The 13,994-nt window shown below is 46.0% G+C and carries 14 protein-coding genes and 2 pseudogenes; 12 read left to right on the top strand and 4 right to left on the bottom strand.

Annotated elements, in window-relative coordinates; genetic code table 11:
• Together L693_RS31775 and L693_RS29655 are read left to right on the top strand one after the other, a co-directional pair.
• Window positions 1–177, top strand: a pseudogene (locus tag L693_RS31775) (hypothetical protein); the annotation flags it as partial.
• 383 nt (window positions 178–560) lie between these two features.
• A pseudogene (locus L693_RS29655) lies at window positions 561–695 on the top strand (sporulation initiation factor Spo0A C-terminal domain-containing protein); the annotation flags it as partial.
• Between the two features lie 117 nt (window positions 696–812).
• Here L693_RS29655 and L693_RS0125555 read toward each other — a convergent pair.
• Window positions 813–1,571, bottom strand: coding sequence for an SDR family oxidoreductase (locus L693_RS0125555; protein ID WP_025721090.1), 759 nt, complete (start codon window positions 1,569–1,571; stop codon window positions 813–815).
• Between the two features lie 195 nt (window positions 1,572–1,766).
• Here L693_RS0125555 and L693_RS0125550 point away from each other — a divergent pair, with 195 nt between their 5' ends.
• From L693_RS0125550 to L693_RS0125540, 3 genes are all read left to right on the top strand, one after another.
• On the top strand, window positions 1,767–2,381 hold the full coding sequence (locus L693_RS0125550; RefSeq protein ID WP_025721089.1) for a TetR/AcrR family transcriptional regulator: 615 nt from the start codon (window positions 1,767–1,769) through the stop codon (window positions 2,379–2,381).
• A 124-nt stretch (window positions 2,382–2,505) separates the two neighbouring features.
• Entirely contained in the window at window positions 2,506–4,206 is a 1,701-nt protein-coding gene (locus L693_RS0125545) for a methyl-accepting chemotaxis protein (RefSeq protein WP_025721087.1), read from the top strand.
• 417 nt (window positions 4,207–4,623) lie between these two features.
• Window positions 4,624–5,034 carry a hypothetical protein gene (locus L693_RS0125540; RefSeq protein WP_025721085.1) on the top strand — a complete coding sequence of 137 codons (411 nt, stop codon included), beginning with the start codon at window positions 4,624–4,626 and terminating at the stop codon, window positions 5,032–5,034.
• A 208-nt stretch (window positions 5,035–5,242) separates the two neighbouring features.
• On the opposite strand, the gene L693_RS0125535 is transcribed toward L693_RS0125540, so the two are convergent.
• Window positions 5,243–5,839: a thymidine kinase gene (locus tag L693_RS0125535; protein ID WP_025721083.1), complete on the bottom strand. Its 597-nt coding sequence runs from the start codon at window positions 5,837–5,839 to the stop codon at window positions 5,243–5,245.
• A gap of 230 nt (window positions 5,840–6,069) precedes the next feature.
• On the opposite strand from L693_RS0125535, the gene L693_RS0125530 reads away from it, so the two are divergent.
• The 6 genes from L693_RS0125530 (at window position 6,070) to lipB (ending at window position 12,229) form a co-directional block, all read left to right on the top strand.
• The gene (locus L693_RS0125530; protein WP_025721081.1) at window positions 6,070–6,282 is read left to right on the top strand and encodes a hypothetical protein; all 213 of its coding nucleotides are present in this window, start codon (window positions 6,070–6,072) and stop codon (window positions 6,280–6,282) included.
• Between the two features lie 139 nt (window positions 6,283–6,421).
• Entirely contained in the window at window positions 6,422–7,843 is a 1,422-nt protein-coding gene (gene lpdA / locus L693_RS0125525) for a dihydrolipoyl dehydrogenase (RefSeq protein WP_025721078.1), read from the top strand.
• 139 nt (window positions 7,844–7,982) lie between these two features.
• A complete protein-coding gene (locus L693_RS0125520; RefSeq protein ID WP_025721077.1) occupies window positions 7,983–9,011 on the top strand; it encodes a thiamine pyrophosphate-dependent dehydrogenase E1 component subunit alpha in 1,029 nt (342 codons plus the stop codon).
• Between the two features lie 2 nt (window positions 9,012–9,013).
• Window positions 9,014–10,000, top strand: coding sequence for an alpha-ketoacid dehydrogenase subunit beta (locus L693_RS0125515; RefSeq protein WP_025721075.1), 987 nt, complete (start codon window positions 9,014–9,016; stop codon window positions 9,998–10,000).
• Window positions 10,001–10,088: 88 nt separating this feature from the next.
• The gene (locus L693_RS0125510) at window positions 10,089–11,474 is read left to right on the top strand and encodes a dihydrolipoamide acetyltransferase family protein (RefSeq protein WP_025721073.1); all 1,386 of its coding nucleotides are present in this window, start codon (window positions 10,089–10,091) and stop codon (window positions 11,472–11,474) included.
• A 62-nt stretch (window positions 11,475–11,536) separates the two neighbouring features.
• Window positions 11,537–12,229 (top strand): lipoyl(octanoyl) transferase LipB, encoded by a 693-nt coding sequence (gene lipB / locus L693_RS0125505; RefSeq protein WP_025721072.1) that lies wholly within the window; start codon window positions 11,537–11,539, stop codon window positions 12,227–12,229.
• A gap of 129 nt (window positions 12,230–12,358) precedes the next feature.
• Here the strand turns inward: lipB and prli42 are convergent, their stop codons facing one another.
• Entirely contained in the window at window positions 12,359–12,463 is a 105-nt protein-coding gene (prli42, locus tag L693_RS30275; protein ID WP_016822268.1) for a stressosome-associated protein Prli42, read from the bottom strand.
• Between the two features lie 85 nt (window positions 12,464–12,548).
• Here prli42 and L693_RS0125495 point away from each other — a divergent pair, with 85 nt between their 5' ends.
• Complete coding sequence (locus L693_RS0125495; RefSeq protein ID WP_025721070.1) at window positions 12,549–13,682, top strand: tripeptidase T; 1,134 nt, start codon at window positions 12,549–12,551, stop codon at window positions 13,680–13,682.
• 60 nt (window positions 13,683–13,742) lie between these two features.
• On the opposite strand, the gene mciZ is transcribed toward L693_RS0125495, so the two are convergent.
• Window positions 13,743–13,886, bottom strand: coding sequence for a Z-ring formation inhibitor MciZ (mciZ, locus tag L693_RS29650; protein WP_081752208.1), 144 nt, complete (start codon window positions 13,884–13,886; stop codon window positions 13,743–13,745).
• Window positions 13,887–13,994 lie beyond the last annotated feature (108 nt).

Below are 13,994 nucleotides of genomic sequence, written 5' to 3'. Positions count from 1 at the left end.
GGTTATAGTCTTGAAGGCATACAAGGTTACATTTTCTCACAACAGCAACCAAACACATTGCCGCTATATAGATACTATAATGGTACAGATCACTTCTATACCACTGATTTTAACGAGCTTGGTAATGGAAGATCCGGTTATTCTTTAGAAGGCATAGCAGGGTATATTCCGAATTAAAACGCTCACCTTAGGAATCGATAGTTCATCGCAGCGTTGGCAGATAAACTGCAGATTGTAAGCAAGGTGAAGCATAACAATTCAGCCAATACCGCTGATTTATTGGGGCATTCATGACTAATAGATCAGCGTTATTTTTTATGAACGATTTTAAATTTCAATTGGATAATTTCATTCTTTACTGTTCGCCTAGGAATCTTGCACGTAAACTGTAGCCAGCTACGAACGGCCTTAAATTTGTTCGATAAGTATTTACAAGACTTTAAGAAGAACATTTCCACAACCACAATTCCAAACTATATCCGGAATATAAAGATACGTTACATATGAATTTCTATATCACTAGAACGATGTATACCTACTGGCCAAAGCCTTGATGCACATGGACACGTGGCAATATCGACAGCATCTCCCACCTGTTCGGGTACACGATTAATATCTCCAAATCGAAGCCAACCAACTCAGAGTTCATCGCGATGGTGGCAGATAAGCTGCGGATTGAGAATAAGGTGTCCTAAAGAGGATTAAAAGCATGAAGCGAATAAGAAACGCTGTGCCTGAAAATCATGGCATAACCATAAAAACCAGCCCGACACTTTTGTGTTGGACTGGTTTTTTGTTTAACTATCACTCTTTTAGTAAGCGGACCAACCAGCATCAGCCGTAATAACAGTTCCATTTACAAAGCTGGAATCATCTGATGCGAGGAAGAGAGCAACCTTTGCGATTTCTTCGGCCTCCCCGGCCCTAGGAGTCAGGTTTTGCCCAGCCATTGCTCTTTCCATACCAAATGCATTGGGTTCGTTAATGGAAGCTGCAATATTGGTGATTACAGCACCGGGAGCAATCGCATTACACCGTACACCTTTATTAGCATATTGGAACCCTACATTTTTAGTTAGGCCGACAACAGCATGTTTTGCTGCGGTATAAGCTGCTCCTGCTCGAGAGCCTTGCAGCCCTCCCAGGGAAGCGATGTTAATAATGACCCCAGCACCTTTGTCAGTAAAAATAGGAAGAGCCTTTCGAATGGCACGCATAGGTCCAGTGCTGTTAATGGCAAATACGCGTTCCCAGAGCTCATCAGTCAAATCAGCAGCCGGCACAAAATTATCCATGATCCCCGCATTGTTAACTAAAATATCTAACGTTCCATACGTGCTTACAGCGGTATCTATTAGATTTTGAATATCTGCTTCTTTGGAAACGTTCGCTACAATAGCAATAGCAGTTCCACCAAGTGATTCAATCTCTGCTACGGTTGAGTTAGCCGCATCTAAATGGATATCAGATACAACCACTTTGGCCCCTTCTTTAGCGTACAAAATGGCTATTTCCTTGCCCATCCCAGAGGCAGCTCCGGTGACTACTGCAACTTTACCTTGAAGTTTTATGATGATCCCTCCGCATGTTCAGTCATATGCAATGTACTTTATCGAACACCTGTTTACTAAAGTATAATTCCCTTCTTTTTATAGTATAATCAAAGAATTAAATGAATCACAATCAGCAAACATGCAGCCAATTGTTGCTTCTTGAACAGTATCTCTATCATGTGTATATAAAATTTAAAATAACGGCGGTGCAGCATGACTGATCCAACATTAGTTCAGGATAAACGTATTCGAAGAACGAAAAAACTATTGAGGGAATCTTTAGTGTGTCTTTTAAAAGAAAAAGAATTGAAGGATATAACTATAACGGATATCGTCCGGCAGGCAGACATCAATAGGGGGACATTTTACAAGCATTATCAGTACAAGGAGGACCTGTTGGGAGAGGTCATTGATGAAGTTCTACTGGATTTAGTTGATTCCTATCGGGAACCTTACCGTCAGGTTGAAACTTTTGTAGTGGGAGACATGGTGGCTTCCACAATTAAAATTTTCGAGCACATTGCGCAGTATGCAAATTTTTATGAAATTGTGTTGAAAACAGATATGCTTCCGGGAGTCCAGACAAAGATTTGCAATGAGCTCAAAAAACTTCCAATACAGGATCTTGTAAATACACAGGAGAATAATCACATAAATCAGGAGCTTCAGTCTAGTTATTATGCTTATGCTATTCTGGGGATGATCATAGAGTGGGTAAATGGAGAATTTCAGCACTCTCCTCGCTATATGGCGGAACAATTGTTGGAGATCGTGAAATATAATAGCCTCAACGCAGTTTACAAAATTAACCGAAATGAGCTGCACTAACCCATACAAAAAGATCATTTCCCTATTGGAAACAGTTCTGAAAATTTCTTAAATTTGATATAAACAAACTGTCGATTCTTGTCGATATAATATCTATATATAAAAGAGATTGAGGAGCGAAAATATGAAATTTAACATCCGTGCAAAATTGTTATTGGGTTTTCTTGCGGTTATTGCTTTATTGATCATCATTAGTTTAGTATCTATCTCAAAAATGAAAAACTTGGGTGACACTTCGATGGAAATTGATAGCCGTTGGATGCCTAGTGTGACGATCCTGGGAACGCTAAACGGCGATATATCTGATGTAGAACGGCTTTCCTTGAATATTATTGTAGAACGCGACCCGGCGGAAGTGGAGAAGGTTCAGGCGGAATATGATAAAGTTTTGAAAAAAGTCGAGAGCGGACGGAAAACTTATGAAAAATTAATTGCTACTCCTAAAGAACGTGAATTGTACGAGGACTTCTCCAAAAAATATGCAGAATATCTGAATAAGTTGCCTGAGGTGATTGCAGCAGGGAAAGCGAACGATTATGTTCAATCCAGCATTCTGCACAAAGAGTCCTATGTGCTATGGTATAGTGCGAACGATACGATCAATCAGCTCATCAAGCTGAACGCAGATGGCTCAAAACAGATTACGAAATTGGCTGTTGACAACTTTATCTCAGGCAGACAATTGGTCATTATATTGAGTATTGCGGCTATTGCCTTAGCACTGATTATGGCGATTATTATTGCCCAAATTATTTCTAAACCCATTTTGCGAATCAGTCGTGCTGCTGAAAGCATTGCATCTGGTGATCTGACAGGTGAGACGATCATTGTGAAGGGTAAGGATGAGATTAGCACGTTGGCACATTCCTTTAACTCAATGACTGAAAACCTTCGCCAACTGATTCAATCTGTTAGTAAGACGACTGAAATGGTTACCACATCTTCAGAGGAATTGACGGCCAGTGCAGAGCAAAATAGCCAAGCTTCTGCACAAATAACCGAAACGGTACAAGAAGTAGCTACAGGAACGGGCCAACAGGTGGATATGGTGACCAAATCGTCTCAAGCGATTGAGGAAATGTCCATCGGGGTAGAACAAATTGCTATCCGTGCACAAAATGTATTTGCATCAGCTCAGGATGCGGCTCACAAATCAGCTGAAGGTAATCAGATGGTTCAGCAGGCTGTTACACAGATGAATGCTGTGAATGACTCCATGGATAGCTTGGCTGGTCTTATGGCTGGGTTGGGAGAACGCTCAGATGAAATTGGCAAGATTATTGATGTAATTACCAATATTTCGAGTCAGACCAACCTGCTTGCTTTGAACGCTGCCATTGAGGCGGCCCGCGCAGGAGAGCATGGTCGAGGATTTGCTGTAGTTGCAGGTGAAGTACGCAAGCTCGCTGAACAATCGGCTTATTCTGCTCAACAAATTACGGAGCTGGTGAACTTGATTCAAAAGGATACTGCACATGCGATTGAGGCGGTAGCGGCCAATGGACAGAATGTGATGACAGGTCGGGAAGTCGTACAAAATGCAGGTGCATCCTTTGAAATGATTCAAGAAACCGTTAATAAAGTGGCAAGCGAAATTGAAGAGGTATCTGCTGGCTCGGAGCAAATGTCGGCAAGTACCGATGAGATTGTTGGTTTTGTCAAGCAAATTTCGGCCATTGCCGAGGAAGCTGCAGCAGGTACACAGCACGTGTCTGCTGCAACTCAAGAGCAGCTGGCCTCGATGGAGGAAATTGCTTCATCTGCAAGAAACCTGTCTACAATGGCAGAGGATCTGCAAGGGCAAATTGGCAAATTCAAAGTATAATTCGAATGCTATTAATATACAATTGATGTTATTTTAGGACCGCTCTATTACAGAGCGGTCAGAGTGTCGAGAAAGTCCAACGGACTTTCTCGACACTTTATTTTTTATTTGGGGAGACTCAACTTTTAAAACAAAAATCGATTTAAAACGATCTGAGGACCCATTTTTATTTGATCAAAATGGCCATTTTAAACCTCATTAAAAAAACAGGGGGTTTCTCGACAGCCTGACCGCTCTATTACAGAGCGGTTTTTTTCTGCATCCATCCCTCTTTCCTTTATATGGTGATTGTGTTCACTCGATGGTATAATGATGAACGAAGGAATTTATATTTAAAATTAATTTTGGAGCAACAAAATACGGAGCTTAAAAAGTTTATTAGTGTTTTTTATTTTAAAGCAAAGGCGGGGTGAAAACATGTGGAATAGCCTAACTTGGGTGGTCATCGGCGTATTGGTGGTGGTGTTGGGATGGATTGTTACGGCACGGCGTGGTCGTAGCAGCAAAGAACAAGTGAATGAACAGCGAGACAGCAATGTCGTTGAATTTCGCCCTCGTAAGCCTGTCCGACAGCCCCGCGTTGGGAAAGCATCCAAGTTTAAGGTATTTTCCTCCTCTGGCTCCAACAAGACGCCAGATGCAACGGGGATGCAGGCCCAACCTGGGTTTGGGCTGTCTGATCCTATACAGCACAGAAGTAAGCAAAAATGCTCTTTTTGTAGAAAAGAAGACAAATTAACCTTTTATGCCGATGATAATGGTTCCCTCTACGGGGCATGCAAGGAGTGCAGGGGTAAGGCAGAAAGACAGGATATGTTGCCACTTTAGTTCTATACAAATGTGAGCAGCCAAGAACATAGTTGAAAAAATCCCCAACCATAGTTAACGGTGGGGATTTTTTGAATTGCAGCTGTCACTTAGCGAAGCTGTCTGTCGATCAATACGGGCTAATGACTCCATTCGTTCCAAAAAAATACAAGGAAAAAGTCATCGGTGATCAGGTGGATAGTTGTTGCTTGCCGAGCCGTTTTTCTTGCTAATCGCAATTTACTTTATGGGGCGGTATAAAGCATTTGCGACAACGCGGCTCATAAGCCTCAGAGTCACCAATCATGACGATGGGGCCTACTGTAGAAGGCTTTCCATTTACCATCCGTTGGGTAAATACCGCCTCTGAGCTCCCGCATACGGCACAAAAAGAAGTCAACTTCTCGATGTCATCAGCCATGGCCAGCAGGCCCCCAACATAGCCGAACTCCTTGCCCCGGTAATCCAGATTCAAGCCATCCGCAATGACGTGTTTGCCACAATAAGCTAACTCCTGTATGAGAGCCATAATATGACGGCTGAAAAACTGGACTTCATCAAAGGCAACCACGTCGGCATCCTTCGTTTCTTCCAAAATACGCTGAACGAGCTCGTCTGTGAGTTTTCTTGGAATAGAGATCGCGGGCAGCCGGTATCCGATGCGGCTTACAATTTCGTCCGTGGCATAGCGGTTATCTTCTGCCGGTTTGTAAGCGACCACCTTGCGGTGCCCGTATTGGATTAGTTTTTGACAGCGGCGAATCAATTCACCGGATTTTTCACTAAACATGGGGCCTGTAATAATCGTAATTCGTCCTGTAGGCAACGCGAATTCCCCTCTCTGTAACATGCGCATAAACGCTGTGAATCATCATTTTCCGAAAGAAAAGGCCATTATAGATTACCATAATGAGTAGTATGCAGACCAGAGAAAATATATTGTTTTTCGACATGTTTGTGTATATCTGTTTTTGAATATAAATGTGGTCGTCATTGCTCTGCTGCCACGGGCATGATATGGTGAAGTGTAGTGGAAAGAAGGAAGAGGGGACAGGCATGAACCAAAAAGATGCGGATTATAGTGCCAGAAAAAGAACATTACTGGAGCAAGGGCTGATAAGCCCGCAAGCACAGGAGTTGATCTTTGAGCTGGAGACAGAGCTGGAGCTACTACGCAAGCAAAATGAATCGTTTCGCAATGTGTTGCGAGCCAAATCAGCTCAAAACCCAAGGATGTCTACCAAATTACGGGATGCGCTGTACGAATAGGCTGTTGAATAATATATGAGAGACTGCTTGGATGAGCTGGCCGGATGGTCTGTAGTGTATGCATACACGTTATATTTTGTGCAAAGAAATAAAGAGAGTACAATAAGGTATATATAATCAATGTTAATGGAGGAGAAGCATGACTATACATTGTGATGTTGCTATTTTAGGTGGGGGAACCGGGGGATATGTGGCGGCGATTCGCGCAGCCCAGCTAGGTAAGGAAGTCGTTATTATTGAAAAGGACAAGCTTGGCGGAACCTGTCTGCATCGTGGTTGTATTCCGAGCAAGGCCTTGCTGCGCAGCGCGGAAGTATATGCAACGATTAAGGAAAGCGCGCAATATGGTATCGAGACGTCGGGTGCACAGCTCGTGTTTCCTAAAGTGCAAGAGCGTAAGGAAGCCGTTGTAGAGCAACTGCATCAGGGCGTTCAATTTTTGATGCGCAAAAATAAAATCACGGTACTGAGCGGCAAGGGACGCGTGATTGGACCGTCTATATTCTCTCCAAAAAGCGGGGCAGTTGCTGTGGAGCTGGAGGATGGTGAAATGGAGACCATCGTGCCTGCTCAGCTCATTATTGCAACGGGATCACGCCCGCGCGTGCTGACTGGATTAGAGCCGGATGGCGAATTTATTCTGAGTAGTGACGAAGCGTTAACGATGGAAGCATTACCGGCGTCCCTAATCATCGTAGGTGGGGGTGTCATTGGGGTGGAATGGGCTTCCATGCTGAATGATTTTGGCGTGGAGGTTACAGTAGTTGAGGCAGCCAATCGGCTTATTCCAACCGAGGATGAGGATATTTCGCGTGAAATGCAGCGCCTGTTAACCAAGCGTGGGGTGAAGGTGCTGACGGGCTCGCAGGTACTGGCTGAAACGTACGGCAAGGATGAGGAAGGCATACAGATTGACGTGAAAAAAGGGGAAGAAATCGAAACCCTCAGCGCCTCCAAGCTGCTCATTTCGGTGGGACGTCAGGCAAATGTGGAAAATATCGGGCTGGAAAATACGGATATCCGGGTAGAGCGTGGCTTCATCTCGGTTAATAAGCATTTGCAGACCCATGAACCGCATATCTATGCAATCGGGGATTGCATCGGGGGCTTGCAATTGGCGCACGCAGCGAGCCATGAAGGTTTGCAGGCAGTTCATCACCTGGCAGGGGAAGAGTTTCACAGTGTACCAAGTCATCTGATTCCGCGTTGTATCTATACACGTCCTGAGGCAGCGAGTGTCGGCTTGACGGAGCAAGAAGCACGTGAGCGTGGACATCAGGTGAAAACAGGAAAGTTCCCTTTTCAAGCCATCGGAAAGTCGCTCGTGTACGGTAGTCGGGACGGTTTCGTCAAAGTAGTCGCCGACAAGGGAACGAATGATATTCTCGGCGTACATATGATTGGTACGCATGTGACGGACCTTATTAGCGAGGCGGCCCTTGCACAGCTGCTGGATGCTACGCCTTGGGAAGTCGGACAGCTTATTCACCCACATCCAACGTTGTCGGAGATTTTGGGAGAAGCGATGCTGGCGGTGGATGGACAGGCAATCGGCATATAACCATTCAAATAAATCGTGCTTTTCTTTTTGGGGAGAAAAGGATTATAATGAGGTTAGCCAAAGTTTAGTACCAGGTTTTAAGACAAGATGGTACTAGGTGCTGGGAGTAGGATGTTTTGATACTTAAGGAGGTGCCTCAATGAGTTCAAAGGGCGCTGTAGACGCTGGCTTCAGACATGAACAGCTGGGACTTACCAACGGACAAGTTATTGACATGTACAGATATATGCTGCTTGCAAGAAGATTTGATGAGCGCAACATGCTGCTGCAACGAGCAGGTAAAATTAATTTTCACGTTTCGGGTATTGGTCAGGAGGCGGCACAAGTAGGGGCAGCATTCGGACTGGATCGGGAGAAGGATTATTTCCTTCCGTATTACCGGGATTATGGATTCGTGCTTGCTGTAGGGATGACACCGCGTGAGCTGATGCTGTCGGCATTTGCCAAGGCAGATGATCCGAATAGTGGCGGACGTCAAATGCCAGGCCACTTTGGCAGTAAACGGCTGCGGATTGTGACAGGCTCCAGTCCGGTGACGACGCAGGTTCCGCATGCAGTGGGTGTAGCGCTGGCTGCCAAAATGCAAAAGAAGGATTTTGTATCGTTTGTTACATTCGGGGAAGGCTCCAGCAATCAGGGGGATTTTCATGAAGGCTGTAACTTTGCAGGTGTACAAAAGCTGCCGGTTATCATTATGTGCGAGAACAATCAATATGCGATATCGGTTCCGATTCATAAGCAATTGGCGGGCAAGGTGAGCGATCGTGCTTTGGGCTACGGATTCCCTGGGATTCGGGTCGATGGTAATGATGCGTTGGCCGTATATGCGGCTGTGAAGGAAGCACGCGAACGCGCTGTTCGCGGTGATGGTCCTACGTTGATTGAAGCGATGATGTACCGTCTGTCTCCTCACTCTACCTCGGATAATGATCTGGCTTACCGGACCAAGGAAGAAGTGGATGAGAACTGGACCAAGGACGGCGTAGCCCGCATGAAAAATTACTTGATAGAGTGCGGAATTTGGGATGAGGCCAAGGACGCTGATTTGTCGGCTGAGCTGCTGCTCGAGGTCAAGGAAGCGATAGAATATGCAGATCATGCTCCTTTTCCAAAGCCGGAAGATACGCTGCTGCATGTGTATGCCGACAGTGATGGGGAGGGCCAATAACTATGGCGATTATGGAATATATTGATGCAATTCGCCTGGCCATGAAAGAAGAAATGGAGCAGGATGAAACAGTTTTTGTACTAGGCGAGGATGTCGGTGTGAAGGGCGGCGTCTTCACGACCACCAAGGGCCTTATGGAACAATTCGGTGAGCAGCGTGTCATGGATACGCCACTGGCAGAGTCGGCCATTGCCGGAGTTGCGATTGGTGCAGCCATGTACGGAATGAAGCCGATTGCCGAAATGCAATACTCAGACTTCATGCTTCCGGCGACGAACCAGATTATTAGTGAAGCGGCTAAAATCCGTTATCGCTCTAACAACGACTGGAACTGTCCTGTTGTAATCCGCGCGCCAATCGGCGGGGGTATCTTTGGCGGCTTGTATCATTCGCAGTGTCCGGAATCTATCTTTTTTGGTACACCGGGTCTGAAAATTGTAGCGCCTTATACACCTTATGACGCCAAAGGATTGCTGAAGGCCGCCATTCGTGACCCTGATCCGGTGCTGTTTTTTGAAAACAAAAAATCCTACAAGCTGATCAAGGGTGAAGTGCCTGAGGATGATTATATTGTCCCGATTGGCAAGGCCAATCTATTGCGTGAGGGTGACGATATTACGGTCATTGGGTATAGCCAGCCGCTGCATTTTGTGATGCAGGCTGCTGAGGAATTGGAGAAGGAAGAGGGCATTACTGCACACGTTGTGGATTTGCGCACACTCCAGCCGCTCGACCGCCAGGCCATTATTGAGGCTGCACGCCATACTGGTAAGGTACTTATCGTGCATGAGGACAACAAAACAGGCGGCATCGGCGCTGAGGTATCGGCCATTATTAATGAAGAATGTTTATTCGAGCTGGATGCCCCGATTGAGCGCCTGTGCGCTCCGGATGTGCCTGCTATGCCGATCAGTCCACCCATGGAGAAGTTTTATATGTTGAACAAGGACAAAGTAAAGGAAGCCATGCGTCGTCTTGCCGTGTTTTAAAATGAAGCAGATTGGACGAAAGCATTCCAAAAGTGTAGCGAGGGCAGCGGTAAAAGGCGGCCTCCTATGATGTTAAGGAGTTGAAAAAATGCCAGACCAAACACAATGGAACGACGTCATCATGCCTCAATTGGCAGAATCTCTCGTATCGGCGACCATCGCCAAATGGTTGAAAAAACCTGGTGATACAGTGGAGCAGTTTGAGCCGATTTGCGAGGTCATTACAGATAAAGTAAACGCAGAAATCCCATCCACATTGGACGGAATTATGGGTGATCTGTTAGCAGAAGAAGGTCAGACGGTAGCTGTAGGTGAGTTGATTTGCCGTATCCAGACCCAATCGTCTGCACCTGCTACATCAGCGACTTCTGCTGCATCAGCAGCCCCGAGCAATGCGCATGCACAATCCCAGCAGGGAGCCGCTTCCGATCAATCCATGCGGGGACGGTTTTCCCCAGCGGTACAAACGCTGGCTGCTGAACACAATGTAGACTTAAGTCGAGTACCAGGCACCGGCATGGGGGGACGAATTACTCGCAAGGATGTCCTGAATTATGTGCAGCAGGGCGGTTCCGCACGGGCTGGAGTATCAGAACAGCCAACCGAATTGGCGCAGGGACAAGGATCGCCTTTTACTGGAATCCAGTCTTCTCCAGCTCAGCGTAGTACACCGATTCAAAATATGGACCCAGCTATTCCGGTGCGCAATAGCGGCATTCATTTAACGGAAGCTCCAAAGGTTCCTATGATCGAAGTTGAGGGTAACAGCAATAACAGATCAGAATATTTTATAGATGTGACGCCTATTCGGAGTGCGATTGCCCGCAATATGCGGCAAAGTGTTTCAGAAATTCCACATGCCTGGACGACGATTGAGGTGGATGTGACCAATCTGGTGATGCTCCGCAACAAGATCAAAAACGAGTTCAAACAAAAAGAAGGGATCAACATTACGTACCTCGCTTTCCTCATGAAAGCAGTCGTGAATGCCATCAAGGAATATCCGATCATGAACTCGGTGTGGGCAGTGGATAAAATTATCATCAAAAGAGATATCAATATTTCGCTGGCTGTCGGTACGGAGGATTCAGTCCTCACCCCTGTCATAAAAAAGGCGGATCAGAAAAACATTGCCGGATTGGCTCGTGAAATCGACGAGTTGGCTCGTAAAACACGGGAAGGAACGCTCAAACTGGACGATATGCAGGGCGGAACGTTCACGGTGAACAACACAGGCTCCTTTGGCTCAATTTTGTCTTATCCGGTGATCAACTATCCGCAGGCTGCGATTCTCACCTTTGAATCCATTGTCAAAAGACCGGTGGTCATTGATGATATGATTGCGGTTCGTTCGATGGCTAATCTATGCTTATCGCTGGATCATCGCATCTTGGACGGTGTGATTTGCGGACGATTCCTGCAACGAGTCAAAGAAAACCTGGAAGGCTACACCTTGGATACGAAGCTGTACTAATATCCAGAACAGTTGGGGCATCCGATCAGTTGGGTAAATGGACGGAGAGGAAGTGACAGGCCGTGGACAGACGACCGCTTGAAGTAACCTATATTGATAGGATGGAATATGCTCATGCATGGGATGTTCAGAAGGAAATTGTAGGCAAGCTGGATGCTGGGGAAGCAAGGGAGACACTTATGCTTCTCCAACACCCGCCAACCTACACGATTGGCTCTCAGCGGCATCCTGAGCATTTGCTGCTTACACCCGAGCAGCTGGAGGCTCAGGGAATTAGCGTCTTTCAGATTGATCGCGGAGGAGACATTACATATCATGGGCCGGGGCAGCTTGTCGGATACCCTTTGCTTATGCTCGGTAATCAGGAAGCGCTGAATCTGCACGATTACCTTCGGAGTTTGGAAGAAGTAATCATTCGATTGCTGGCAGCTCATGGGATAGAGGGGAATCGTAAGCCTGAATACACAGGGGTATGGGTCGGGAATCTTAAAATTGCGGCCATTGGTGTGAAATTTAACAAGTGCAAGCACCGGCGGGGCTTTGTAACCAGTCATGGCTTTGCCTTTAACATCAAATCAGGGATTCAGCATGAGGGGTTTAAAGGTATTGTCCCGTGTGGCATACAGGAATACGGCGTGACTTCACTGGAGGACTGTACACAGCAGACTTTTTCGGTGGAGCAGATTGCGAAGGAAATTGTACCGCACTTCGAACAGCAATTTTCGTTTGCTGCGGAATGGCAAGCGCATCCCTAACTTATAAAGGTAAGGCGGGCTATAACGTGATTTACACGAAAGCCCGCCTGTTTGCTTTCACAGCAGCTTGTCCACTCACAGCCTTTACGGAGCCGTGAAACGGCTGTATAGGTTGAATGTAGTTGGCCATTATAACGGCATAATAAATGGTTCAATGACCATAAATAGTGTAGAGCCAATCATAGCGGCAAGCATAACGTAGACGAAAAAACGAACCCATTTTTTGTTCGACATGTGTAACTCCTTTAGTAAAGGTTTAAGTCATAAATAAGACCATCTATTCGTATTGTAGCGTAATCGGGAAAGAGAGGAAAGTTTAATGAAAGCTAAAGCAGTGAGAGAACGAATCGTACAGGAATTTATGGAACTTGTACAGGTGGATAGCGAAACGAAGTATGAGCAGGAAATAGCACGTGTTTTGAAAGGAAAATTTAATGCGCTTGGGCTGGAGGTTACGGAAGACGATTCCCGTGAAAGAACAGGACATGGCTCAGGCAACCTGATCGTCACCTGGAAAGCAGAAGGTGTGGAGAAAGCGCCTAAATTGTTTTTTACCTGCCACATGGATACCGTTACCCCGGGCAAAGGAATTAAGCCACAGCTGGGTGAAGATGGCTGGATTCGTAGTGACGGTTCAACGATTCTGGGATCGGATGACAAGGCGGGAATTGCTGCATTGTTTGAGGCAATTCGCGTCGTGCGTGAGCAGAATATTCCCCATGGTCAAATTCAGTTCGTCATTACCGCTGGAGAGGAATCCGGTTTGATGGGTGCGCGAGCGATGAAGCCGGAAGTGCTGGATTCGGACTTTGGTTATGCATTGGATTCCAATGGGGAAGTAGGTTCCATTTGTATAGCTGCACCTACGCAGGCACGTATTGAAATGAAGATTACAGGGAAATCCGCTCATGCAGGTGTGAATCCTGAAGATGGCATTAGTGCCATTCAAGTCGCATCCAAGGCGATTTCCAATATGAAACTGGGCCGAATTGATAAAGAAACCACTGCAAACATCGGGAGCTTCGAGGGCGGTGGGGCAACGAATGTTGTATGCGATTTTGTACTTATTCGTGCAGAGGCGCGCAGTATTGTGCAGGAGAAGGTTAATCATCAAATCCAGCATATGCGTGAAGCATTGGAAACTACAGCGCGTGATTTTGGCGCACAGGGTGAGTTCCGCAGCGAGGTCATCTATCCGGCATTCAGCTTTACGGAGCATGATGAGGTTGTACAGGTGGCGCAGCGTGCAATTCAAGGACTGGGATTGGCAACGTCGACCTTCCATTCCGGTGGTGGCTCAGATGCCAATGTATTCAACGGACTGGGCATTCCAACGGTGAATTTGGCTGTGGGTTACCAGAACATTCATACAACAGAGGAAAAAATCAAGGCTGATGACCTGGTAAAGGTTGCTGAAGTAGTTGTAGCTCTCATTCAGGAGACTACGAAATAAAACTTGTATCTTATACACAAAGAGGTTCAGACTAAAGACAGGAATATCGTTCCTTTGTCTTTAGACCTGAACCTTTTTTGGTACGGACAGTGAAGCAATGGTGGCTGAAGGACCATGTTCCTTTTGCCATTGGCGCAAGAGGGCTTGAATCTGCCAGGCTTTACCGACAATATGGAGGCTGGTTTCGGTACGGTAGCTTTTCATATCAGTATCTCCTTATCACAGGAAGTGTTATATACCACCAGCATATGTCCACATTGGACAAGTTAGACTATCGTTGGCGATAATGGATAAAGAAAGATAGATGACGAA

Origin of the sequence: Paenibacillus sp. 1-18, assembly GCF_000520755.1 — a bacterium.
In the GTDB taxonomy this organism is placed as follows: Bacteria; Bacillota; Bacilli; order Paenibacillales; family Paenibacillaceae; genus Paenibacillus; species Paenibacillus brasilensis.
The sequence above is the reverse complement of the archived record's forward strand: the minus strand, read 5'-3'. Positions and strand labels throughout refer to the sequence as shown.